Source organism: Pseudomonas sp. C6002 (assembly GCF_013385805.1).
Classification (GTDB): Bacteria; Pseudomonadota; Gammaproteobacteria; order Pseudomonadales; family Pseudomonadaceae; genus Aquipseudomonas.
The window spans coordinates 296,648-321,719 of record NZ_JACAPH010000004.1; the positions used below are offsets into that span (position 1 = coordinate 296,648).

The 25,072-nt window shown below is 62.2% G+C and carries 19 protein-coding genes and 1 pseudogene; 6 read left to right on the plus strand and 14 right to left on the minus strand.

All coding sequences use genetic code 11. The annotated features are described in order from the left end of the window. The first annotated feature begins 101 nt into the window (after positions 1–101). Complete coding sequence (locus tag HX817_RS02475; protein WP_102606174.1) at positions 102–893, plus strand: hypothetical protein; 792 nt, start codon at positions 102–104, stop codon at positions 891–893. 1 nt (position 894) lies between these two features. Here the strand turns inward: HX817_RS02475 and HX817_RS02480 are convergent, their stop codons facing one another. From HX817_RS02480 to HX817_RS02540, 13 genes and pseudogenes are all read right to left on the minus strand, one after another. Next, positions 895–1,491 carry a MarC family protein gene (locus HX817_RS02480; protein WP_003217330.1) on the minus strand — a complete coding sequence of 199 codons (597 nt, stop codon included), beginning with the start codon at positions 1,489–1,491 and terminating at the stop codon, positions 895–897. A 226-nt stretch (positions 1,492–1,717) separates the two neighbouring features. Next, on the minus strand, positions 1,718–4,492 hold the full coding sequence (locus tag HX817_RS02485) for a hybrid sensor histidine kinase/response regulator (protein WP_003217328.1): 2,775 nt from the start codon (positions 4,490–4,492) through the stop codon (positions 1,718–1,720). 102 nt (positions 4,493–4,594) lie between these two features. Continuing rightward, positions 4,595–5,887, minus strand: coding sequence for a phosphoribosylamine--glycine ligase (gene purD, locus HX817_RS02490; RefSeq protein ID WP_003217326.1), 1,293 nt, complete (start codon positions 5,885–5,887; stop codon positions 4,595–4,597). Positions 5,888–6,025: 138 nt separating this feature from the next. Then, entirely contained in the window at positions 6,026–7,633 is a 1,608-nt protein-coding gene (purH, locus tag HX817_RS02495; RefSeq protein WP_008439025.1) for a bifunctional phosphoribosylaminoimidazolecarboxamide formyltransferase/IMP cyclohydrolase, read from the minus strand. Positions 7,634–7,714: 81 nt separating this feature from the next. Then, on the minus strand, positions 7,715–8,035 hold the full coding sequence (gene fis / locus HX817_RS02500; protein ID WP_003186237.1) for a DNA-binding transcriptional regulator Fis: 321 nt from the start codon (positions 8,033–8,035) through the stop codon (positions 7,715–7,717). After that, entirely contained in the window at positions 8,032–9,045 is a 1,014-nt protein-coding gene (gene dusB, locus HX817_RS02505; RefSeq protein WP_003217321.1) for a tRNA dihydrouridine synthase DusB, read from the minus strand. The genes fis and dusB overlap by 4 nt, the downstream gene beginning before the upstream one ends. Before the next feature lie 185 nt (positions 9,046–9,230). Then, entirely contained in the window at positions 9,231–10,493 is a 1,263-nt protein-coding gene (locus HX817_RS02510; RefSeq protein WP_177039728.1) for a DUF3426 domain-containing protein, read from the minus strand. Positions 10,494–10,523: 30 nt separating this feature from the next. Continuing rightward, a complete protein-coding gene (prmA, locus tag HX817_RS02515; RefSeq protein WP_003217316.1) occupies positions 10,524–11,402 on the minus strand; it encodes a 50S ribosomal protein L11 methyltransferase in 879 nt (292 codons plus the stop codon). A gap of 288 nt (positions 11,403–11,690) precedes the next feature. After that, positions 11,691–13,052 carry an acetyl-CoA carboxylase biotin carboxylase subunit gene (accC, locus tag HX817_RS02520; RefSeq protein WP_003217312.1) on the minus strand — a complete coding sequence of 454 codons (1,362 nt, stop codon included), beginning with the start codon at positions 13,050–13,052 and terminating at the stop codon, positions 11,691–11,693. 17 nt (positions 13,053–13,069) lie between these two features. Further along, on the minus strand, positions 13,070–13,531 hold the full coding sequence (gene accB, locus HX817_RS02525; protein WP_003217309.1) for an acetyl-CoA carboxylase biotin carboxyl carrier protein: 462 nt from the start codon (positions 13,529–13,531) through the stop codon (positions 13,070–13,072). A 25-nt stretch (positions 13,532–13,556) separates the two neighbouring features. Continuing rightward, complete coding sequence (aroQ, locus tag HX817_RS02530; RefSeq protein WP_003217307.1) at positions 13,557–14,012, minus strand: type II 3-dehydroquinate dehydratase; 456 nt, start codon at positions 14,010–14,012, stop codon at positions 13,557–13,559. Between the two features lie 264 nt (positions 14,013–14,276). Next, positions 14,277–14,771 (minus strand): annotated as a pseudogene (locus HX817_RS31545) (methyl-accepting chemotaxis protein); the annotation flags it as partial. A gap of 1,519 nt (positions 14,772–16,290) precedes the next feature. Then, positions 16,291–17,961, minus strand: a complete 1,671-nt coding sequence (locus tag HX817_RS02540; protein WP_008439016.1) for a PleD family two-component system response regulator — start codon at positions 17,959–17,961, stop codon at positions 16,291–16,293. 274 nt (positions 17,962–18,235) lie between these two features. Here HX817_RS02540 and HX817_RS02545 point away from each other — a divergent pair, with 274 nt between their 5' ends. The 5 genes from HX817_RS02545 (at position 18,236) to HX817_RS02565 (ending at position 23,682) form a co-directional block, all read left to right on the plus strand. Further along, entirely contained in the window at positions 18,236–19,303 is a 1,068-nt protein-coding gene (locus HX817_RS02545; RefSeq protein ID WP_003217301.1) for a DUF2333 family protein, read from the plus strand. A gap of 2 nt (positions 19,304–19,305) precedes the next feature. After that, positions 19,306–19,842 (plus strand): NUDIX hydrolase, encoded by a 537-nt coding sequence (locus tag HX817_RS02550; protein ID WP_008439015.1) that lies wholly within the window; start codon positions 19,306–19,308, stop codon positions 19,840–19,842. A 297-nt stretch (positions 19,843–20,139) separates the two neighbouring features. After that, entirely contained in the window at positions 20,140–20,511 is a 372-nt protein-coding gene (locus HX817_RS02555; RefSeq protein ID WP_003217297.1) for a translation initiation factor Sui1, read from the plus strand. A gap of 212 nt (positions 20,512–20,723) precedes the next feature. Then, positions 20,724–22,637: an arginine decarboxylase gene (gene speA, locus HX817_RS02560; protein ID WP_003217295.1), complete on the plus strand. Its 1,914-nt coding sequence runs from the start codon at positions 20,724–20,726 to the stop codon at positions 22,635–22,637. A 181-nt stretch (positions 22,638–22,818) separates the two neighbouring features. After that, a complete protein-coding gene (locus HX817_RS02565) occupies positions 22,819–23,682 on the plus strand; it encodes an alpha/beta hydrolase (RefSeq protein ID WP_177039730.1) in 864 nt (287 codons plus the stop codon). Here HX817_RS02565 and HX817_RS02570 read toward each other — a convergent pair. Continuing rightward, the gene (locus tag HX817_RS02570; RefSeq protein WP_177039731.1) at positions 23,666–25,012 is read right to left on the minus strand and encodes an MATE family efflux transporter; all 1,347 of its coding nucleotides are present in this window, start codon (positions 25,010–25,012) and stop codon (positions 23,666–23,668) included. The genes HX817_RS02565 and HX817_RS02570 overlap by 17 nt on opposite strands. Between the last annotated feature and the right edge of the window lie 60 nt (positions 25,013–25,072).

The following is a 25,072-nucleotide window of genomic DNA, read 5'->3' on the forward strand; positions in this document are numbered from 1 at the left end:
TCGTGGCGCGTCCCGTGGTCAATTTCCAGCAGCTCAAAATCCCCGGCAAGTCGACTAGTGTTGGCGTTGAGCCCCATGTTGGGGGTTATGGAGAAATGGCTATGGAGCGAAACAACAAACGGATCAACAGCGCAAAAAGGAGGAAGCTGATTGCCGCTTACCGGCTTCCGGGCGCGCCCGGCCTGGCGTCGGGGTTGAGCGCGCCGGTGAAGCCCGAGGCGGATGATGAGCTGGACGCGGCGGTGGTGAACAACAGCGTCATGTCGTTTGTGCAAGGCATGACCAGCCTCAACAAGGAGTACACCCGCAAAAGCTATTTGCTGGCGAGCAGCTACGTCAGCGATGTGCTGCGGGTCGCCCGGGGCACAGAGGCCTGGTACAACGAATTCATCAAGGTCATGAGCAGCCTCGGCTGGATGCCGGTCAGGAGCAGTTTCGAGCGGGTGTACACCTCTCGCAAGGGGCTGTCGGTACAGCTGGCGGCGCTGAACCTGATGGCGGCCACCGTGGCCTCGACGTTTCTGTCGGGGCCGCTGATCAGTGTATTGCCCAAACGGGTGGCGGAGGCGGTTGAAGCCTTGAAGCAGCTCCCGGCCTCATTTGAGTTATTCAAGCGAAATACCACCACGCGTGACGGTGGCGATTTCGGCTTGGCGTCCTGCTCGGAAATCGCCGGGGAAGTTTCGATGGTGCTGGTGACGTACAGCTCCCACGGCGTCAGCAAGCAACTGGGCATACCGTTTCTGGAGTGGGACAGTGCATCCGTCGAGGCCTTCAGTGGCCGCACGTGCCTGGTGCTGAACAGCTCGGTGGTCAACGAAGACACGATTCAACTGCTGCGGGACAGCGCAGGGGACAAGGTCCGCCTGGCTATCGCCAACTACAGGATTTGATCTACGGCACCAGGTAACCGCGTACACCGGTGAAGATGATTTGTGCGGCCAGGGCGCACACGAACAGCCCCATCAACCGGCTGACAATCTGCAAGCCCTGGTCGCCGAGGATGCGTTCGATACGGTTGGACAGGTACAGCACCACGCCCACCGTCAGGCTGGCCAGGGCGATACTGAGGATCGCGGTGATCTTGTCGTCCCAGTGCGGCTGGCTGACGCCCATCACCAGCAGCGCACCGATGGTGCCGGGGCCGACGGTCAGGGGAATGGTCAGCGGCACGATGGTCACGTCCTGCTGCACGTTGTCGGTCTGCACCGCTGACTTGCCCTGGGCCATGCCCAGGGCCGAGATGAACAGCACACTGCCTGCGCCGATGCGGAAGGCGTCGACGGTGATGCCGAACACACTGAAAATCACCCGGCCGAACAGGTAGAGCAACACGCTCGATACCAGGGTGGCGAGGGCCACTTTCCAGGCCAGGCGCCGCCGCTCCTTGCTGGAGTAACCGCGAGTCAGGCTGATAAAGCAGGAGAGCACGAAGAAGGGGCTGTAGAGCACCAGCATCTTCAGGTAAACGCTGAATAGCACGTGGAGCATGGTGGGAGCTCGCAGCGAAGGAGGGCGAGCGGGAGTTTATCAGGCCTGTGGCAGAGCGCTATCTGTGAAGCGACAACAATCCAATGTGGGAGCGGCGGTGCGACGATTCGACTTGCTCGCGAAAGCGGTGTGTCAGCCAATACATGTTTGACTGACACACCGCTTTCGCGAGCAAGTCGAATCGTCACACCGCCGCTCCCACATTTTGATCTGCGTCATGCATGGGTCAGGTGGGAGCGTGCTCAGGGCGCTGTTGGCGCTGTGCCACCCAGTACTCCACCAGCTCGCGCAATTGCGACAACTCCACCGGCTTGGCCATGTGCCCGTCCATCCCGGCCTGGCGTGCACGCTCTTTATGTTCCGAAAGAATGTGCGCGGTGAGTGCCACGATTGGCGTACGAATCCGCTGGTTGCTGACTTCCCACGCGCGCAGTTGCTGGGTGGCGGAGAAGCCGTCGAGGATCGGCATTTCACAGTCCATCAACACCAGGTCGTAGCGCTGGGCCTTCATTGCCTGCAGGGCTTCTTCGCCGTTGCTGGCGGTGTCCGGCTGCAGGTTGAGCTTGCCGAGCATGCCGCGAATCACCTTGGTGGAGATGCTGTTGTCCTCCGCCACCAGGATCCGGAAGTCACTCGGCACGGTCACCGGGGCCGGCGCGCTGATCGCCGGCTGGCGTGGTTGCACGGAGCCCTTGCTGCGCTGGGTCAACTCATCGGCAAGGGTGGTCTTGAGGGTATAGCCGGCCACGGGTTTGGCGAGGATGCGCTTGATCCCGCAGTTGCGCGCGATGATCTTGCTCGGCGCATTGCTGATGCCGGTGAGCATGATCAGCAGGATGTCGTGGTTCAGGCTCGGGTCTTCCTTGATCTTCGCCGCCAGTTGCATGCCGGTCATGCCGGGCATGTTCTGGTCCAGCAGCACCACGTCGAAATAGTCCCGCAGGTGCGCCTTGGTGCGCAGCAGCGCCAGGGCTTCCTTGCCCGAAGGCACGGCACTCACGTTCAGGCCCCAGGCCGTGCATTGCTGCACCAGCACTTTGCGGCAGGTGTCGTTGTCGTCCACCACCAGCACGCGCGCGCCCTTGAGCGGGCCGTCGAGGTCGGAGGTCGGGTGCTCCAGGCGTTCCGGGTCCAGCGGCAAGGTCAGCCACAGGGTGCTGCCTTGCTGGCTGCCACTCTTGATGCCGAATTCGCCGTTCATCAACAGGATCAGCTGGCGGGCAATGACCAGGCCCAGATGGCCGCTCAGGCGGGTGGCAGAGAGGAAGTTCTTGCTGTGCAACTCGCTGTGCAGCAGGGCGTCGCGCTCGGCGGGTTCCATCGGCAGGCCGCTGTCTTGCACGGCAATGCGCAGGCGCGGTTTGCTGCTGCGCTCGTCCAGTGCGACGACGATCAGTACTTCGCCTTCATCGGTTTTTTGCAGGGCATTTTCCAGCAGGCTCAACAGTGCCTGGCGCAGCCGCGTCGGGTCGCCGCTGATCACCCGGGGTACCTGGGGCTGGATAAAGCTGATCAGCTCGACGTTCTGCTGCTCGGCCTTGGCGCGGAAAATACTCAGGCAGTCTTCGATCAGCGCGTTGAGGTCGAACTGCACATCGTCCAATTCGATCTGCCCGGATTCCAGCTTGGAGATGTCGAGAATCTCGTTGATCAGGGTGAGCAGTTCGTTGCCGGCGCTGTGGATGGTTTGCACGTAGTCGCGTTGCTTGACTGAAAGCGGGGTGCCCAGCAGCAGCTCGGTCATGCCCAGCACGCCGTTCATGGGCGTGCGAATTTCGTGGCTGATCTTCGCCAGGAATTCGGCCTTGGCGGCGATTTCGGCGTTGCTGGCCGCCAGGTCGCGGCTGAGGCTGAAGTTGTCTTCGGTGATGGCGCGCTGGCGTTCGCCCAGGGCCAGGCTCATCAACAGGCCACTGAGGCAGATAAAGCCGAGCAGGGTGATGATCAAGCCTTGTGGCGGCACCAGCGTCAGGCCCAGCAAGGCCGGGAGAATAATCAGCGTGCCGATGTTGAAGATCACCATCGCCAGCATGAACAGGCGCGCCGGGCGGTAGCCCTTTTGCCAGTGATAGGCCGAGACGAACAACATGCTCAGGCCGGCCAGCGCCACCAGGGCGTAGGTGATGATGTTCAGGGGCAAGGTGTTGACGAACAGCAGCAACAGGCCGGTCAGGACGATCAGCAGGATGTCGGCCATCAACAGCTTGTTCAGCGGATGCGGGCCCAGTGGCGCAAAGAAGCGGTAGGCAAACATCAGCCCGCACGGCGCGGTCAGCAGCAGGGCGAGGTAGGCACCGGGGGTTTGTACCGCGTGCCAGTTCGGCAACCACGGGCCCAGCACGTTGAGCAGCAGCGCAAGGCTGAGCAGCAACAGCAATTCGCAGGCGGCGAGCCACAGGCTGCTGCGGGAGCGATGGTAGGCGTAGCGGGTGAGGTTGTGCAGGATCAGCATCACCAGGCAACCGAACAGCAGCCCGTAGATCAGCGTCTGGTTCTGGTTGGCCGCAGCCAGCACGGCCGGCTCAAGGGTGATGTAGGGGCGCAGCTCGTGTTCCGAGACCATGCGCAGGTACACGTCCAGCGGCTTCTGGCTTTGCGGCATCGGCAGCATGAAGTCGCTGCTGGGCAGCGGGCGCTCGGCCTGGGGCTGGCGGGTGCCGGTAGCTTCCTGCTCCACCAGGGTGTCGCCGTCGAGTACATACAGGTTCAGGTGTGACAGGTCAGGGGCGAATACCCGCAGCACTTGCTCGTGTTTGCCGGGTTGCAGCCTGAAGCGTACCCACAACGCACCGTCCGGTTGCGCGGCGGTAATCCGGTCCAGTTCGATGGGGCTGAATTGATTGATGTAGCGGGGCGAGCGGATGTCGCTCAGTTGCAGATCGGCCTGTTCATCAAGCAATACTGCCCAGCCACTGCCTTGTGCGGCGGCCTGGGCCGGGAGCAAGCAGAGCAAGGTCAGCAGACTGACAGTGAAACCTATGGCGATCCTGAGCCAGCGCACGGCGAAATCCCTTCGTAGGTTGATGCATGGGTATAACTATGCGCGGGGCCACAAGCGTAGGGCAAGGGCCAGAGGCCCCTGCCTAACCGAACGGATAGCTGTTTACTGACTTTCGCCACGCTCACGGGCAATGGCGCGGTAGCCAATGTCGGTGCGGTAGAAGCAGCCTTTCCAGTCGATCTTCGCCGCCAGCTTGTAAGCCTGTTGCTGGGCGGCATCTACGCTGCTGCCCATGGCGGTTGCGCACAGTACGCGACCACCGGCGGTGACGACCTTGCCATCCTTGAGCGCGGTGCCCGCGTGGAACACCTTGCCTTCCAGCGTAGCAGCCGCGTCCAGACCTTCAATCACATCGCCCTTGGCGTAGTCGGCCGGGTAGCCGCCGGCGGCCAGCACGATGCCGACGCTTGGGCGCGGGTCCCACTGGGCTTCGACCTTGTCCAGGGCCTGGGCCAGCGCAGCTTCAACCAACAGCACCAGGCTCGATTGCAGGCGCAGCATCACCGGTTGGGTTTCCGGGTCGCCGAAGCGGCAGTTGAACTCGATGACTTTCGGGTTACCGGCCTTGTCGATCATCAAGCCGGCGTACAGGAAACCGGTGTACACATTGCCTTCGTCGGCCATGCCGCGCACGGTTGGCCAGATGACCAGGTCCATCACGCGCTTGTGCACTTCGGCGGTAACCACTGGCGCCGGGGAGTAGGCACCCATGCCGCCGGTGTTCGGGCCGCTGTCGCCGTCACCCACACGTTTGTGGTCCTGGCTGGTGGCCATCGGCAAGACGTTCTTGCCGTCGACCATCACGATGAAGCTGGCTTCTTCGCCGTCGAGGAATTCCTCGATCACTACGCGCGAACCGGCTTCACCGAAAGCGTTGCCGGCGAGCATGTCGCGCACGGCGTCTTCGGCTTCAGCCAGGGTCATTGCGACGATCACGCCTTTACCGGCGGCCAGGCCGTCGGCCTTGATCACGATCGGTGCACCGACTTCACGCAGGTAGGCCAGGGCCGGCTCGATCTCGGTGAAGTTCTGGTAGTCGGCGGTCGGGATCTTGTGGCGCGCCAGGAAATCCTTGGTGAAGGCTTTCGAGCCTTCCAGCTGGGCAGCGCCGGCGGTTGGGCCGAAGCAGTCCAGGCCGCGGCTGCGGAACAGGTCCACAACGCCAGCTACCAAGGGCACTTCCGGGCCGACGATGGTCAGGGAAACGTTTTTCTCGGCAAAGTCCGCCAGTTGCTCAAGGGCCAACACGTCGATGGCGACGTTTTCGCACTTGGCTTCAATGGCGGTACCGGCGTTGCCGGGGGCGACGAAAACTTTCTGGACACGTGGGTCCTGGGCAACTTTCCAGGCCAGGGCGTGTTCACGGCCACCGCTGCCTATGATCAAAACATTCATTTCAAAAACCTCGGATGACGCTGAATTCTGACCGTTCCCACGCTCTGCGTGGGAATGCCTCTTGTGACGCTCTGCGTCACGCTTTGGGACGCGGAGCGTCCCGGCCTGCATTCCCACGCAGAGCGTGGGAACGAGCAATCAGTGACGGAAGTGGCGCATGCCGGTGAAGACCATGGCAATGCCGGCTTCATCAGCCGCTGCAATCACTTCTGCGTCACGCATCGAGCCGCCCGGTTGGATCACGGCGGTAACACCGGCTTTCGCGGCGTTGTCCAGGCCATCACGGAACGGGAAGAATGCGTCGGACGCCATCACCGAACCGGCGACCTGCAGGCCGGCATGTTCTGCCTTGATCGCAGCGATGCGTGCCGAATTCACGCGGCTCATCTGGCCCGCGCCGACACCGATGGTCTGGCGGTTCTTGGCGTAGACGATGGCGTTGGATTTAACGTACTTGGCGACTTTCCAGGCGAAGATCAGGTCGTTGATTTCCTGTTCGGTCGGGGCGCGCTTGGTCACCACTTTCAGATCGGCGCTGCCGATCATGCCGATGTCGCGGCTCTGTACCAGCAAGCCGCCGTTGACGCGCTTGTAGTCCCAGGCAGCGGCACGCTCGGCCGACCACTCGCCGCACGCCAGCAGGCGCACATTGGCCTTGGCGGCAACGATGGCGCGAGCCTCTTCACTGACGGATGGCGCGATGATCACTTCAACGAACTGACGCTCGACGATCGCCTTGGCGGTCTCGGCGTCCAGCTCACGGTTGAAGGCGATGATGCCGCCGAAGGCCGACTCGGTGTCGGTGGCGTAGGCCAGTTCGTAGGCCTGGCGGATACCGCCTTCAGCGTCCGGGCTCACGGCCACGCCGCACGGGTTGGCGTGCTTGACGATCACGCAGGCTGGCTTTACGAAGCTCTTCACACATTCCAGCGCGGCGTCGGTGTCGGCCACGTTGTTGTACGACAGCTCTTTGCCTTGCAGTTGGGTCGCGGTGGCGATGCCGACTTCAGCAGGCTTGGCCTCAACGTAGAACGCCGCGCTCTGGTGCGGGTTCTCGCCGTAGCGCATTTCCTGGGCCTTGATGAACTGGCTGTTGAAGGTGCGCGGGAACTGGCTGCGACCTTCTGTGCTGAGGGTTTCAGCGGCCTGGTTCACGGTGCCCATGTAGTTGGCGATCATGCCGTCGTAGGCAGCGGTGTGTTCGAAGGCCTTGAGCATCAGGTCGAAGCGCTGGGCGTAGGTCAGGCCGCCGGCTTTCAGGCTTTCCAGTACGTTGGCGTAGTCGCTGGCGTTCACCACGATGGCCACGTCTTTGTGGTTCTTGGCTGCCGAGCGAACCATGGTCGGGCCGCCGATATCGATGTTTTCGATGGCGGTCGGCAGGTCGCAGCCTGGCTTGTTGATGGTGGCTTCGAACGGGTACAGGTTAACGGCCACCAGGTCGATCGGTTTGATGCCGTGCTCGCTCATGATGGCGTCGTCGATACCGCGACGACCGAGGATCCCGCCGTGGATTTTCGGGTGCAGGGTCTTGACCCGACCGTCCATCATTTCTGCGAAACCGGTGTAGTCCGCCACTTCCACTGCGGCCACGCCGTTGTCCTGCAGCAGTTTGAAGGTCCCGCCGGTGGAGAGAATCTCCACGCCCAGGGCTTCCAGCTCCCGGGCAAATTCGAGGATCCCGGTCTTGTCGGAGACACTGATCAAGGCACGGCGGATCGGCAGGCGGGTAGTCTGGTCGGTCATTTCAATTTCCATCAAAAGCAAAGGAGTCAGCAAAAAAGGCGTCCGTTTTTACGCGGGCGCCTTTCTGGTTTGATTGAATGCTTACAGCAAATCGTACTGCTTGAGTTTCTTGCGCAGCGTGCCACGGTTCAGACCGAGCAGCTCACTGGCCTTGGTCTGGTTGCCCTTGACGTAGTTCATCACGCTTTCGAGCAACGGCGCTTCGACTTCGGAGAGCACCAGGTTGTACACGTCCGTGACGGCAGCGCCCTCAAGGTGGGCGAAATAATTGTGCAGCGCCTTCTCGACACTCCCGCGAAGGGTCTGGCCTTCTTCGCTCGGCGTGTTGAGGTGCTGTTTCAAATTGACGTTGTCGCTCACGGGTGTTGTTCCACTCACTAAAGTCTCGGTCATCATCGTCATGCGGCCACCCCTTCTCCGTCCCCTGTCACCAGGCTCTTGTAACGCTCGGAGAAGAACTCACGAACGTTGGCGCACTGTGCTTCCGTATCATCCAAACGATTGAAGTGGGCGCGAAACTCCCTGGCGCCCGGCAAGGTTGCGAGATACCAGCCCACATGCTTGCGAGCAATGCGTACTCCCATCACGTCTCCGTAGAAGGCGTGCAGGGCGGCCAGATGCTCTAGCAGAATACGTTCCACCTCGATCAGCTCCGGTGCCGGCAAGGTTTCGCCGGTACGCAGAAAATGCTCGATCTCACGAAAAATCCACGGCCGCCCCTGGGCAGCCCGGCCAATCAACAGGCCATCGGCGCCGGTCGCGTGCAGCACGCGCCGGGCTTTCTCGGCTGAGTCGATGTCGCCGTTGGCAAAGACGGGAATCGACACCGCCTGCTTGATCGCGGCAATGGTGTCGTACTCGGCTTCACCGGTGTAAAGGTCGGCGCGGGTGCGGCCATGCACCGCCAGCGCTGTAATGCCCGCCTGCTCGGCGATCTTCGCCACCGTCAGGCCATTCTTGTTGTCCCGGTCCCAACCGGTGCGGATCTTCAGGGTGACCGGCACATCCACTGCAGCGACAACGGCATGCAGGATCTCGCTCACCAACTGCTCATCCTTCAACAGGGCAGAACCTGCGGCCTTGTTGCAGACCTTCTTGGCCGGGCAACCCATGTTGATATCAATAATCTGCGCCCCCAACTCCACGTTGGCCCGGGCCGCATCCGCCAGCATCTGCGCATCACCGCCGGCGATCTGTACCGAGCGGGGCTCGGGATCACCTTCGTGGATCATGCGCATCCGCGATTTGCGGGTGTTCCACAGGCTCATGTCGCTGGTGACCATTTCCGAGACTACAAGCCCTGCGCCCAAACGCTTGCAAAGCTGACGAAAGGGCTGGTCGGTGACGCCCGCCATCGGGGCGAGGATCAAGCCGTTGTGCAATGTGTATGGGCCGATGCGTACCGCCGACATAGGACTTCCCTGTTGTGGGGCCGGATCATTAGAGTTCGAAAAAGGGTTGGCATGATACCCGCTCTCGATGACTGGATAAAGGCTGAATTGGATAAAATCTGAGCAGTTATTTTCTTATCGCCGCAGGTTTGGTCAAAGGCGATGCAGTCAATAATCTGCCGTCAAGCACCGGCCAGGCAGCCGTTTCACTCGGGGGAGTGGAAGCTCAGGCTGTAATTCACCGCTTTGTTGCCCGGGTCGAGGATGTCCAGGGCAATGTGGATCGGCGTCTGGGAGGGCATCTCGGTCACGCCTGCCAACTCGCCGCTGAGGTATTCGGCGGGTTTGAAGCGACGACTGGCGATCATATTCCCGTTCATGTCGGCAAAGCGTAGCTCCAGCAGCGGGAACGGTTGGGAGAATGTCGCGCGGTTATAGATGATCGCGTCCACCACCAGGGCACCGGCAAACTCCGGGTGGCTGCGCACCACCAGGTTGCTGCTCTTGATGTGGGCGATATCGACCCGGGATGGCACGGTGCAGCCCAGTTTCGGGCACAGTTCCTGGAACCATGGGCGGTAGGCGTCCTGGCGTGCCAGGTCGTCGAATTGGTAGGCGACGTATTGTCCCGCCAGGCCGGCGGCGGCCAGCAGCACCAGCAAGCCCCAGAACAGGCGGCGGCCCCAGCCGGAGGAACGCTTCTGTGAATACAGGTGCAGCGGGTCGTCTTGCAGGTCCGAAAGCAGGTCGTCGTGGGCGCCAGCCTCGGGGCGAGGGCGCTTGCGTTTGGGCTGCGGGCGTTCCGGTTGTTCGGGTTCCGGCTCGTCTGCTACGGCGGTTACCGGTGGGTCGAGTTCGTCATCGGTGGTGCTTGTGTGCAGCGGTGGTTCGTCGTCCGGCTCGACCGCTTCAAACGACATCGACGGTTCGGTGCGCTTGGGTTTGCCTGGGCTTGCCTTGGCCGGTTGCGGTTCCTCGTCGACCGTTTGCGGGGCTTGGGCCCGTTCATCCCGGGGTTCGCTGAACAGGCTGGAGGCCCATTGCTCTTCCTCGGCCTTGGCCGTATCACGGCTGGCGCTGAGGGCATCTTCCTTTTGCCGACGATCGGCGCCGGGCTGGCGACGGTCGGCACCCACGGGTTGGGTGTGCTGGATCTCGCGGCGTTCCAGCTTGGCCAGTTCTACGTCGAGGTCCAGGTTATCCAGGTCCAGCTCTTCGGCGGTCCATTGCTTCTGGCTGATGGCTCGCGGCGCTTGGGGTGGCGGTTCTACGGCTGCCGGCGGCTCTGCCGCAGGTGGTGCCTGGGGCGCGGGCGCATTGGCGCGCTGCTCCAGCAGTTGGCGAGCGGCATTGAACACTTGCAGGCACGACCCACAGCGCACCACGCCACGGGCCACGCTCAATTGAGCGTGGTTGACGCGAAAGCGTGCTTGGCAGTGTGGGCACTGGGTGACGAAACTGTCGGTCATGCGGCCATCCGATTCATGCAGGCGCTCATTCTAGCGCCGACGACCACTGATGCGTACCCAGCCATCGCGGTTGGCGATCGGATCCAGCTCAAAATCCTGGGCGTAGGCGGCGGCAACATCTTCGCCCTGTTCGGCGAGGATGCCCGACAGCGCCAGGCGGCCGCCCGGCTTGACCAGGCTCGACAGCTGCGGCGCCAGGGAAACCAGCGGCCCGGCAAGGATATTGGCCACCAGCACGTCGGCTTGCACCTGGGGCAATTGCTCCGGCAGGTACAGCGGGAATTTCTCTTCGGCGATGTTATTGCGCCCGGCGTTATCGCGGGAGGCTTCCAGGGCTTGCACGTCGATATCGGTACCGACCGCTTCCTTGGCGCCCAGCAGCAGGGCAGCGATCGCCAGGATCCCCGAGCCACAGCCGAAGTCCAGCACGTTGCAGTCTTTCAGGTCCTGGCCATCGAGCCATTCCAGGCACAGCGCGGTGGTGGGGTGGGTGCCGGTGCCGAACGCCAGGCCCGGGTCCAGCAGCAGGTTCACGGCGTCAGGCTCGGGGGCGGCGTGCCAGCTCGGCACGATCCACAGGCGCTGGCCAAAACGCATTGGCTGGAAGTTGTCCATCCAGCTGCGTTCCCAGTCCTGGTCTTCGATGATTTCGCTGTGGTGTTCCGGCAGCGGGCCGCCGGTGAGCAGTTCCATGTGGGCCAGGACGCTGGCGGCATCGGTGCCGTCTTCGAACAGGGCCAGCAGATGGGTGTGGGACCACAGCGGAGTGGTGTTGAGCTCGGGTTCGAAGATCGGCTGGTCTTCGGCGTCCATGAAGGTCACCGACACGGCGCCCACTTCGAGGAACGCGTCTTCGTAGGTTTCGGCTTGTTCTGGGCTGATGGCGAGACGGACTTGCAGCCAAGGCATGGCGGGCACCTTTGAAAAAATGAGTGTGCAGCGGGGTAGGGCTGCGAAAGACGCGCAAGTTTACGCGAGCGAACAGCAGAAGACGACTGTACTGCTGGTGTACACAGAACAAAATGTGGGAGCGGGCTTGCTCGCGAATGCGGTGTGTCAGTAATGGATGTGTTGACTGGCACACCGCATTCGCGAGCAAGCCCGCTCCCACAAGGGGAATGTATCCATCCAGAAAAATCGGGTGGGCAGAAACAACAAAACCGCCCGAAGGCGGCTTTGTTGGGTGGAGCACTTCGCTTACTGATTAGCCAGCTTGTGTTCCAGGTAGTGAATGTTCACACCACCTTCGCAGAAGCCTTCATCGCGAACCAGGTCCCGATGCAGCGGGATGTTGGTCTTGATGCCGTCTACCACGATTTCGTCCAGGGCATTACGCATACGGGCCATGGCCTCGTCGCGGGTGGCGCCCCAGGTGATCAGCTTGCCGATCAGCGAGTCGTAGTTGGACGGAACCTTGTAGCCGCTGTACAGGTGCGAATCCACACGTACGCCGTTGCCGCCGGGCGCGTGGAAATGCTTGACCAGGCCAGGGCTTGGGATAAAGGTTTTCGGGTCTTCGGCGTTGATCCGGCACTCCAGGGAGTGGCCGTGGATCTTCACATCATCCTGGGTAAACGACAGCTTGTTGCCAGCGGCGATGCTCAGCATCTCCTTGACGATGTCGATACCGGTGACCATCTCCGAAACCGGATGCTCTACCTGCACACGAGTGTTCATCTCGATGAAGTAGAAACGGCCGTTCTCGTACAGGAACTCGAAAGTGCCCGCGCCACGGTAGTTGATGTCGATGCACGCCTTGACGCAGCGAGCCAGTACTTCCTGGCGAGCAGTTTCGTCCAGGCCCGGTGCCGGCGCTTCTTCCAGTACCTTCTGGTGACGGCGTTGCAGCGAGCAATCGCGGTCGCCCAGATGGATGGCGTGGCCCTGGCCGTCGGACAGTACCTGCACTTCCACGTGACGTGGGTTGGTCAGGTACTTTTCCAGGTAGACCATCGGGTTGCCGAACCAGGCGGCAGCTTCCGAGCGAGTCTGCTTGGCGGCTTCGATCAGTTCTTCTTCCTTGTGCACCACGCGCATGCCGCGACCACCACCGCCACCGGCGGCCTTGATGATCACCGGGTAACCGACTTCGCGACCAATGCGCAGGGCGGTTGCCTCGTCTTCAGGCAGCGGGCCGTCGGAACCTGGAACGGTAGGTACGCCGGCCGCGATCATGGCGTCCTTGGCCGACACCTTGTCGCCCATCAGGCGAATGGTTTCGGCTTTCGGGCCGATGAAGGCAAACCCGGATTTCTCCACCTGTTCGGCGAAATCGGCGTTTTCCGCGAGGAAGCCGTAGCCGGGGTGGATGCCATCAGCGCCGGTCACTTCAGCGGCGGCGATGATGTTCGAGACTTTCAGGTACGAGTTCGTGGCCAGTGGCGGGCCGATGCAGATGCTTTCGTCCGCCAGTTTCACGTGCATCAATTCGGTATCGGCCGTCGAGTAAACAGCGACGGTCTTGATGCCCTCTTCCTTACAGGCGCGCAGGATACGCAGCGCGATCTCGCCGCGGTTGGCGATCAGGACTTTTTGCAGTTTCTTCGCAGGTTTCAACATCGAAGGCGCTCCGCGGTTCAAACGATGGTGAACAGCGGCTGGTCGTACTCAACCGGCTGACCGTTTTCTACCAGGATGGATTCGATGACGCCGGCTTTTTCCGCCGTGATGTGGTTCATCATCTTCATCGCTTCAACGATACAGATGGTGTCGCCCACTTTCACGGTTGCGCCGACTTCAACGAAGGCTGGCGAGGTCGGTGCCGGGGTGCGGTAGAAGGTACCGACCATTGGCGACTTGACCACGAAACCGTTCAGTTTTGGAGCCGCAGGGGCTTCGGCAGCAGCCGCGACCGGAGCAGCCGCCACGGGTGCAGCGGCCGGAGCCGGCGCTTGCATCTGTGGTGCGTAGAACTGTTGGGCCGGGGTCTTGCTGTGACGGCTGATCCGTACGGATTCCTCGCCTTCCTTGATCTCCAGCTCGTCGATACCGGATTCTTCCAGCAGTTCGATCAGTTTCTTAACTTTACGGATATCCATGAATCATCAACTCCCAAAGGGTCGGTCAGGGGCGCTTGGCCGTGTCTTCAAGCTGTTCCAGGGCGGCCTCCAGGGCCAGTCGGTAACCGCTGGCGCCAAGGCCGCAGATCACTCCTACCGCAACGTCGGAGAAGTAAGAGTGATGGCGGAAAGGTTCGCGTTTGTGCACGTTCGATAAATGCACTTCGATGAATGGGATGCTCACCGCCAGCAGCGCGTCACGTAATGCAACGCTTGTGTGCGTAAAAGCGGCGGGATTGATCAGGATAAAGTCCACGCCTTCGCTGCGCGCGGCATGGATGCGATCAATCAGTTCGTACTCGGCATTGCTTTGCAGGTAGAGCAAATGGTGGCCGGCATCACGTGCCCGTCGTTCCAGATCGAGGTTGATCTGTTCGAGGGTCACTGCCCCGTAGACGCCCGGTTCGCGGGTGCCGAGCAGGTTCAGGTTGGGTCCGTGAAGAACCAGTAAGGTCGCCATCGGCTGTTCCTTGTTATTGATGTGGGCACGGTAGAACCCGGCGACTATGCCGCAAAGGCTTTGTGACTGTCCAGTTCTATGCAGTAGGCAGCACGATTAGCGAGGATTGCGCAAAATATGTGACCGCAAGGCTGAATCCGGTCAGTGTGGGAGCTGGCTTGCCTGCGATGGCGGTGGTTCAGCCGCCACATGCGTTGACGGGTGCGCCGCCTTCGCGAGCAAGCCCGCTCCCACATTTTGATCTTCATAAGACGGGAGAGCCGGTCAGACGCGGAATGCCTGCACGGCGGTGTTGAGTTGCCCGCCTAGTACCAATAAGTGCTCGCCCTGGCGGCGTCCCTGGCCAATTCGCAGCAAGTTGTCCTCGCCCAGCTGGTGAATCCGCTCGCTGTTATCGCGGATTTCACTCACGGCGCCACTTTGCTGGGCCGTCACATCGGCGATCCGCACGGCGGTGTCGGAAATGGTCTGGATCGCCCCGACGATTTCATCCAGAGCGCCGTCAGCCGCCTGGGCTTGTTCGGCAGTGGCCTCGGCGTGTTCGACCTGGGCACGCATGCCTTCCACCGATTGCCGGGCGGCGGTTTGCAGGCCGAGGATCAGGTGCTGGATTTCGGCGGTGGCGCCAGCGGTGCGCTGGGCCAGGGTGCGCACCTCATCGGCCACCACGGCGAACCCGCGCCCGGCTTCACCGGCCCGGGCGGCTTCGATGGCGGCGTTCAGCGCCAGCAGGTTGGTCTGGTCGGCAATCGAGCGAATCACCGTGAGTACGCCGCCGATGGTTGCGGATTCCTCGGCGAGTTTCTCGATCATCTGCGCATTGATCTGCACTTCGCCGACCAAGGCGTGCAATCCGGTCAGGCTCAGGCCGATCACCCGTTGGCCCTGTTCCACGGCTTGGCCTGCACTGCGGCTGGCCTGGGCGGCCTGGCTGGCGTCGCCGGCAACCTGCTGGATCGTGGCTTCCAGTTCGCCCAGGGAATCGCGAATCTGCGCGGTGTCACCGGCCTGGCGCTCGGCACCGTCGTGCATGCCGCTGCTCAATTCCGCCAGGGCGCTGCTGCTGCCGGCCACTTGCTCGGCGTTGCCGCGGATGGTGCCCACCAGGTCCACCAGATAAGCACGCAGGCGATTCAGGGACTCCTCGATATCGTGCAGTTCGCGGTTGGTCTTGCCCAAGGCAATGTGCTGGCTGAAGTCGCCTTCGGCCCAGGTGGACAAGGCGGGCGCCAGGTTGGTCAGCACCCGCGCCAGGCGCCGTTGCAAGGTGTCGATCAACAGCGCGATCAACAAAATCAGGCCGATCATCACGCCTTGCATCAGCCGCACTTCGCCCTGGATCTGCGCGTGCTGGGCGCGCACCACAGGCTCCAGCCCGGCGATGGCTTGCTGCACGGCGTTGATTTTCAGGTGGGTGGCGGTGGCCAGTTCGGTGCGTTGCTGGATTTGCTCGCGGGTGCGTTTCAGCTCGGCGGGGTAGCGGGTCAGCAGGCTGTTGAGTTCGCGCTTGAGGTCGACGCCGGTGTCCTGGGCCACGGTTTTTTCAGTGTTTTCCAGGCCCATCATGGCCGAGAAATCGTCGGTACTGGACTCGCTGCTGGCGGTCACCCCCAGTAATGGCAGCTGCCCCAGCACGTCAGCCTGGCTGCGGATATTACTGACTTCGCGCTCCACATCGTCAGCCAGTTCGCTGCGCCCGCTGCTCACCAGCTTGTCCCGGGCCAGGGAGAGTTTCGCCAGGTGCTGGGACGCAGCGAGCAACGGCGGCAGATAGCGCGCCGCCTCGGGCGTACTGACGCCGCTGGCGTACTGGTTCAGTTGCTCCAGGTTGGCACCGAGTTCGCGTTCGGCTTGCAGCAACAGGGCTTGCGGGTCGCCGGCCAGCTTACCGGCGGCCAGCAGGTCGGTCTTGCCGAAGGTGTCCAGGTCGGCAAGGCTGGGACGCAGGTTTTGCGCCAGCTCTGCGGGTAACTCATCCAGCTGCTGCAACAGGTTTTCCAGGCTCTGGCTGGCGCCGCTCAGGCGCAGGGCGTCGCCGCTGGCGAGGTAATCGTCGATATTGCGCGCGGCCTGGTTCTGGAACGTCTGCGACAGGCCAAGGTAGCGCTCCATCAGCAGGTAAGGCCGTTCCAGGGCACGTTGCGACCACCAGAGCGTAGCGCCCAGGGCCAGGCAAACGGCGACCAGAAGGAGGGTGTTCAGATTCGTCAGCAGCTTCAGGCGCATGCGTGGTTTCAACCGACAGCAGAAGTAAGTGCCTGAAGTTATTGCGTTTCCATTACAGAGTTATGACGGATTCGGTGGATTCCGGTGAAAAGGTGGCACTTTGCTTTGATGCACGCGCCGACATCACCCGGTTACGCCCGGCATCCTTGGCGCGGTACAGCGCCTCGTCGGCCTGGGCCGCCATCATCAGGCTGTCGGAGCCATCACACAGCTCCACCACGCCGGCACTGAACGTGCACCACAAATCCTGGGGCTGGGCGGGATAGTGAATCTCGGCGAAGCGCCCGCGAATCTCGTCAAGTACTTGGCAAGCCCTGTCGAGGTCGGTGTCGGGCATCACGATGGCAAACTCTTCGCCGCCGTAACGGCCTATATAGTCGGTCTTGCGCAGGCGCTGCTTGAGAAACAGCGCGAGGCTCTTGATCACCCGGTCGCCCATGGGGTGGCCGTGGCTGTCGTTGACCCGCTTGAAGTGGTCGATGTCGAGCATCGCAAAACTCAGTGGCTTGCTCTCGCGGCGCGCGCGGAAGCTGCAGTCTTCGAGCAGTTGCAGGATGTGGGTGTGGTTGTACAGCCCGGTGAGGCTGTCGCGCACCATCCGCGCCTTGAGGTTGCGTGCCCGCGCGGCGCGGTTGCGTACGGTGGTGATCAGGTGCCGGGGCTTGATCGGTTTGGTGAGGAAGTCGTCGCCGCCTTCGCTCATGGCGTCCAGTTGCTTGTCCAGGTCGTCTTCGGCCGAGAGGTAGATGATCGGCACGCTGACGTAGCGGTCATTGTGACGGATCACCTTGGCCAGCTCGGTACCGGTGCAGGCCGGCATATACATGTCGAGGATGATCAGGTCGGGCTGGAAGTCCGCCAGCTCGGCCATGGCCTGGATCGGTTCGATCAGTGTGCGGGTGACGATGCCGGCGCTGTTGAGCAGGCGCTCGGTGTGCATCGCCTGGGCCCGCGAGTCGTCGATGATCAGCACTTTATAAGGTTCGTACTGGGCGACGCAGGTCAGCACTTCGATTTTTTCCAGCAGGCTCGACGCCTCCAGGGTGCCGGTGAGGAACTCCTGGCCGCCGGCGCGCACGGCGGCCAGGCGGGTTGGGGTGTCGGTTTCGTGCAGGCTGAAAAACAGCAGTGGCAGCTTTTGCTCCAGGCCTTCCTGGGCTTCGGCGGCGAGCTTCAGGCCGAGGCCGGCGCCGCAAAAATCCACATCCATCACAATGGCCGCCGGCAAGCGCTCGGCCATGGATGAGCGAAACGCCGCCACGCTGTCGAGGGACTGGGCGCTCAAGCCGAAAAATTCCAGCTGCTTGGCCAGGCGGTCGGCGCGGTCGTGATCGGCCAACATCACGTAGATCGGCTTGCGCATCGGCGGCAGCAGGGTTTGTTCCAGCTGGTCGCCCTGGCGCAGCCCGGTGCGCGACAGGCGCTGCATCAAACGGTTGAGTTCGGTGATCAGGTGGCTGCTCAGGCGGCCGCGGTTGTCATCCACCGCCTTGAGTGATGCGCCGATCTGGTGCGCCAACTGGCCGTGTTCCGGCTGCTCGAAGCGCTCGGCAAAACGCAGCAGGCGCAGGTTGGCCTCACTGAGCTCTGACAGGTCAGTGGTCGACCATTCGCTGCGTTGCAGGCGCTGCCAGATCTCAAGAATTTGACGTGCCTGATGAATTACCCGCTGGGCAAAATGGTGCTTGAGACGCTCACGGCTGGGGTCTTCTGGCTCGGTCATATCCTGACTACTAGTTAGGCTGCATGCTGAGGTCGAACTGATGGCTCTATGCTAGCACCTCTTTTCCGTTGCACGAGTGTCATACGTCAATTAACTGCAAGGTCGCAGAGATTCATTTATCGACCATGCAGTCGCGCGGGCGTAAACAGCGTGCATCCTTTATAGTCGAACCGCGTACTCGCGCCACCCTGGCTAAAAGCGCCGCACTGCTCGGCACGATGGGGCAGGGTTGTGGTCGTAGCTATTGAACTCAAGTGATTGAAAGGATATCGCCATGCTGGACTGGAAAAACCGCGCAGGCAGTGCAAAGGGCCCGGCCCCTGAAACCAAGTCGGCCCCCCGCAGCTATTTCCGTAACCTGCTGATGAGCCGCGCGTTGCTCTCGCTGGTTGCGTTGTACCTGTTGGTCACCGGTGCCCTGGGTTGGTACTGGAGCGAAGAGCCTGCGTTGTTCCCGGTCCAGCAGAATGCGCAAATTGCCGCCGAGAAGGATGGCAAGCAGATGGTGGTGGGCTTTACCACCGTCGAAACCCTCAAAACGGTGGTGGGCACCCTGCTGAACAAGCCGGGTGGCTACATTTCCAACGACCGTTTCCCGCCGGGCCTGTGGATGGACAACATGCCGAGCTGGGAGTACGGCGTACTGGTGCAGGTGCGTGACCTGACCCGTGCCCTGCGCAAGGACTTCGCCCGCTCCCAGTCGCAGTCGGCGGAAGACGCAGACCTGGCCAAGGCCGAACCGCGCTTCAACTTCGACAACAAGAGCTGGGTGCTGCCGTCCAGCGAGTCGGAATACCAGGAAGGCATCAATTCCCTGAGCCGCTACGAAGCGCGCTTGTCCGACCCGAATCAAAAAGGCGCGCTGTTCTATGCACGTGCCGACAACCTGAACAACTGGCTGGGTGATGTGGCGACCCGCCTGGGTTCGCTGTCGCAACGGCTGTCGGCCAGTGTGGGTCGGGTCAAGCTCAACACCGCGCTGAAAACCGAAGCGCTGGCGCCGGGTGAAGTGCCGCAGGTCGACGAAGAAGTGGTGGAAACCCCATGGATGCAGATCGACAACGTGTTCTACGAAGCCCGCGGCCAGGCCTGGGCCCTGTCCCACCTGCTGCGCGCTATCGAAGTCGACTTTGCCGATGTGCTGGCCAAGAAGAACGCCACCGTCAGCGTGCGCCAGATCATTCGTGAGCTGGAAGCTTCGCAAGAGCCGGTATGGAGCCCGATGATTCTCAACGGCAGTGGCTTTGGCATCCTGGCCAACCATTCGCTGGTCATGGCCAACTATATTTCCCGGGCCAACGCTGCAGTGATCGACCTGCGTCAGCTCCTGAACCAGGGTTGATGATGGACGCTTCCACCAGGGAGGCAGCGCACCGCGCCGCCTCCGACGCCGAACTGATTGCCTGGGTCGACGAGCAGGACAACCTGCTCGGCAGCCTCGTACGTTCCGATCTGCGCCGGCGCGGGCTGATCGGGCGCTGCACCTTTATTTTCCTGTTCAACTCGGCCGGTGAGCTGTGTGTGCACCGGCGCACCCTGAGCAAAGCCATGTACCCGGGTTTCTGGGACACGGCGGCGGGCGGAATGGTGGCGGCCCACGAGTCCTATGCCGAATCGGCGGCCCGTGAGCTGGAAGAAGAGTTGGGCGTCAGCGGCGTCGAACTGACCGCCCACGATCACTTCTACTTCGAAGACGGTGACAGCCGGCTCTGGTGCACCTCGTTCTCGGCCGTGTGGGACGGGCCGCTGCGAATCCAGCCGGAAGAAGTCATGGAAGCGCGCTTTCTGCCCCTGGCGACGGTGCTTCAGGAGGCCGAGCAAAAGCCCTATTGCCCGGATGCCCAGGAAGGGTTGCGTCGTTATTTGGCCCTGCGTCGCTAAAGTTGCATAAATTGGCGCCATTTGGCTCTTAGCAAGGGGCGTTTTTGCCGTTACACTGCGCGACTTTTCAGGCTGAACCGCTGTTGTTCCACCCTGTAGGAGCGAGCTTGCTCGCGAAAAACGTAAGCACGACGCGTGCTGTCTGAAGGCCCGCGTTATCGTTGACGACCTTCGCGAGCAAGCTCGCTCCTACAGTGGTTTGAACATCGGCGGCTCAGTAGCGCTGCCCCTGCCTGAGTGGGGCTTCGCGGTCGATGATCCCATCGATCAGTCTTTGTCCTCCCAAGAGGATTGCCGGTGGCCAAAAAAGCCGCATCCTTCGCCGCCCTTGGTGGCCTGGTATTTTCCACCGACGCAGGTCGACACTGCCCGGACTGTCGCCAGCCCGTGGACGCTTGTACCTGCAAAACAACCCTGATTCCCGAAGGCGATGGTATTGCCCGCGTTCGTCGCGAGAGCAAGGGCCGTGGCGGCAAGACAGTGACCACCATCACTGGCGTGCCCCTGGCCGAAGAAGCCTTGAAGGAACTGGCCACCACGCTGAAAAAGCGCTGTGGCACCGGTGGCGCCCTGAAAGACGGCGTGATCGAGATCCAGGGCGACCACGTCGAGTTGCTGTTGGCCGAGCTGATCAAGCTGGGTTACAAGGCGAAGAAATCCGGCGGCTAGCAGCCTCTGTGAAAACCACCCCGATAGCCCGCTGGCTGAACGCGAACTGTCGTCTCCATGGTTTTCACAGAGCCTGTTCCTGACCGGTGTCTAAACTCTGTCCTGCAAGTGGGGTCTACCCCTCTCACAGGCAAATCGTCATTTTCATTCTTTAGACTGCGCCAGCCTCTGATCAGGCCGGTGCACTTCGACTTCATTTATAGGGGACTTCGATGTCCGTACGACGCACACGCAAAGACGATGGCAGCCAATGGACAGTTGCGGACAGCCGCAGTGTTTACGGGATTCGCCATTGGGGGGCCGGGTATTTCGCGATCAATGATGCCGGTCGCGTTGAAGTCCGTCCGAACGGCCCGAACAGCACGCCTGTGGACCTGTACGAGCAAGTCGACGAGCTGCGCAAAAGCGGCCTGTCCCTGCCGTTGCTGGTGCGCTTCCCCGACATCCTGCAAGACCGCGTGCGCCAGCTGACCGGCGCGTTCGACTCCAATATCGAGCGCCTGGAATACCAGAGCAAATACACCGCGCTGTACCCGATCAAGGTGAACCAGCAGGAAGCGGTGATCGAGAACATCATCGCCACCCAGGACGTGTCCATTGGCCTGGAAGCCGGCTCCAAGCCCGAGCTGCTGGCCGTGCTGGCCCTGGCGCCGAAAGGCGGCACCATCGTCTGCAACGGTTACAAGGACCGTGAGTTCATCCGCCTCGCGCTGATGGGCCAGAAGCTGGGCCACAACGTGTTCATCGTGATCGAGAAAGAATCCGAAGTCGGCCTGGTGATCGAAGAAGCCGCCAACCTCAAGGTCAAGCCACAGGTGGGCCTGCGGGTGCGCCTGTCGTCCCTGGCGTCGAGCAAGTGGGCAGACACCGGTGGCGAGAAATCCAAATTCGGTCTGTCGGCGGCGCAATTGTTGTCGGTGGTCGAGCGCTTCCGCGCGGCGGGCCTGGACCAGGGCATCCGCCTGCTGCACTTCCACATGGGTTCGCAGATCGCCAACCTGGCCGACTACCAGCACGGGTTCAAGGAAGCCATTCGTTACTACGGCGAACTGCGCAACCTCGGCCTGCCGGTAGACCACATCGACGTGGGCGGCGGCCTGGGCGTGGACTACGACGGTACCCACTCGCGTAACGCCAGCTCGATCAACTACGACATGGACGACTACGCCGGCGTGGTCGTGGGCATGCTCAAGGAATTCTGCGACGCGCAGAGCCTGCCGCACCCGAACATCTTCTCCGAGAGCGGCCGTTCCCTGACCGCCCACCACGCCATGCTGGTGGTGCAAGTTACCGACGTCGAGAAGCACAACGACGACGTGCCGCTGATCGAGAACAAGGAAAGCCTGCCGGAAACCGTGCAATGGCTGGTGGACCTGCTGGGCCCGACCGACATTGAAATGGTCACCGAAACCTACTGGCGCGCCACTCACTACATGAGCGACGTGGCGACCCAGTACGCCGACGGCAAGATCACCCTGGCCGAGAAAGCCTTGGCTGAACAATGCTACTTCGCCGTCTGCCGCCGCCTGCACGACTCGCTGAAAGCCCGCCAGCGTTCCCACCGCCAGGTGCTGGACGAACTCAACGACAAGCTGGCCGACAAGTACATCTGCAACTTCTCGGTATTCCAGAGCCTGCCGGACACCTGGGCCATCGGCCAGGTGCTGCCGATATTGCCGCTGCATCGCCTCGACGAAGAGCCGTTGCGCCGTGCGGTGCTGCAGGATTTGACCTGCGACTCCGACGGCAAGATCAAGCAGTACGTGGATGAGCAAAGCATCGAGACCAGCTTGCCGGTGCACGCTGTGAAAGAAGGCGAGGACTACCTGCTGGGGATCTTCCTGGTGGGTGCCTACCAGGAAATTCTCGGCGACATGCACAACCTGTTCGGTGACACCGACTCGGTGAACATCTACCAGCGTGACGACGGTTCGGTGTACAGCGCCGGGATCGAGACCCACGACACCATCGAAGACATGCTGCGCTACGTGCACTTGTCGCCGGAGGAGTTGATGACTCACTACCGTGACAAGTGCGCCAGCGCGAAGATCACGGCGGCGGAGCGGACTCAGTTCCTGGATGCGTTGCGTCTTGGTTTGACGCGTTCGTCGTACCTGTCCTCGTAAGGACACCGCTCCCAGGCTGACAAAGATCTCAATGTGACAGAGATCCAGTGTGGGAGCGGGCTTGCTCGCGAAGGCGGTGTGTCAGTCAATACATGTGCAGACTGATACACCGCCTTCGCGAGCAAGCCCGCTCCCACATTTGGATCGCCGCAAGTCCTGCAGTTTTTATAGGGCCTGAATAATGTCGAAAAAGCTCCTGCAAGTGTTCACCCTGGCCATCGCGACGCTGCTCGCAGCCTGCTCCCCGATCAAAGTGCTCAACGCACTCACCCCCACCAGCACCTTCACCAAAACCTCCTCCCTCGCCTACGGCGATGACCCCCGCCAGAAACTCGATATCTACCGCCCCGTCACCGCCTTGCCCGACGCGCCCGTCGTGGTGTTTTTCTATGGCGGCAGCTGGAACAGCGGCTCAAGGGATGACTACGGTTTCGTCGGCGAAGCCCTGGCTTCGCGCGGCATCGTGGTGGTGATCGCCGACTACCGGCTTTACCCGCAAGTGCGCTACCCACTGTTTTTGCAGGACGGCGCCCAAGCAGTCGCGTGGGCGTATCAGCACAGTGCCGAATACGGCGGCGATCCCCGCAAGCTGTATGTGATGGGCCACAGTTCCGGTGCCTACAACGCCGCAATGCTGGCGCTGGACCCGCAGTGGCTGGCCGGGGTTGGCCTGTCGCCGTCAGTCTTCAAGGGATGGATCGGCCTCGCCGGGCCGTATGATTTCCTGCCGATTGAAAACCGCGATGTGCGGCCGGTGTTCTTCTACCCGGACTCGCCGCCCGATTCCCAACCCATCAACCACGTGAGCCAAAGCGCGCCCCCCAGCCTGTTGATTGCTTCGGTGGACGACAACCTGGTCAACCCCAAGCGCAACACCGGCGGGTTGGCGAAAAAGCTGCGAGCGGCGGGTGTGCCGGTGGAGGAGTTCTACTTCACCAAGACCAGCCACGCCACATTGGTGGCGTCGATGTCCCGGCCGCTGCGCTGGCTGGCGCCCGTGCTGGACCGGGTCACGGCGTTTATCACGTTCACGCCGGGCCAGTAAGCCAGCGGTCCTGCTTGTTCAGGCGCCAGGCAATTGCCCACAGCGTCAGGCTGCGCAGGGCCATGAACAACAGGAAGGTTATCCACAATCCGTGGTTGCCAAGGCCCTGCAAGGCCCAGGCGAAGGGCAGCACAATCACCACCGTCAGCAGCATGCCGTTGCGCATTTCCCGGGCGCGGGTGGCGCCGATGAACAGGCCGTCCAGCAGGTAGCTCCACACGGCGATCAACGGCAGTACGGCGAGGTAGGGCAGGTAGATGTCGGCGGTTTCGCGCACGCTCGGAATATCGGTTTGCATGGCGATAAACAGGTGGCCGAACACGGCGAACAGGATCGCGAAGCCGATACTCGCCAGCAACGACCAACCACAGGCCACCACCAGCGAGCGGCGTAAGGCCTGGCGGTCGTGGGCGCCGATGGCGTGGCCGCACAGGGCTTCCACGGCGTGGGCCAGTCCGTCCAGGGCGTGGGCCGTCAGCAACAGACCATTGAGCAGCAGCGCATTCGCCGCCACCGTGGCATCCCCCAAGCGAGCGCCTTGCACGGTGATCATGAAAAACACTGATTGCAGGGCCAGGCTGCGGATGAAGATATCGCGGTTCACCGCCAGCAGCGGGCGCCAGCTTTGCCACAGCTTGAGTGCCGCCCAGGCGATATGGCCGGGGTAGGCGCGCAGGGCTTTTTGGGTGAGGGCCAGGCCGAGCAGGGCGCCGGTCCATTCGGCGATCACCGAGGCGCGGGCCGAGCCGACCACACCCCAATCCAGACCCAGCACGAACCACAGGTTGAGCGCGATGTTGACGAGGTTGGTGGTCAGCAGAATCGCCAGCGGCGCGCGGGCGTTCTGGGTGCCGAGGAACCAGCCCACCAGCGCGTAGCTGGCCAGCGCTGCGGGCAGGCCGAAGAGGCGGGTGTGGAAGAATTCGCGGGTCAGTTGGTTAAGTTCGGGCGAGGGCTGCATCCAGTCCAGCACCAGGCCGCTTAACGGAATGCCGATGCTGCCCAGCAACATCGCCAGGCCCAGCGCCAGCAGCAGTCCTTGCAACAGAATCTGCCGCAGCGCCGCGCCATCACCACGCCCAGCGGCCTGGGCGGCAAAGCCGGTGGAGCCCATGCGCAGGAAACCCATGGCCCAGGCGAGGAAGGTGTACAGGCTGGCGCCAACGGCCACGGCGCCGAGTTGGTGGGCGTGGGGCAGGTGGCCGATGACCATGCTGTCCACCAGCGCCACCAGTGGTACGGAGATGTTCGACAAAATCATCGGCGCGGCGAGGGCCCACACGCGGCGGTGGGTGGGGCGGTCGCGCCAGTCGGTTAGCAGGGAAGTCATGCGGGCTCCTTTGGGGAGCGGTAGTGTAACTGTCCATTAGCTGCGCCGCAGGGCCAATGT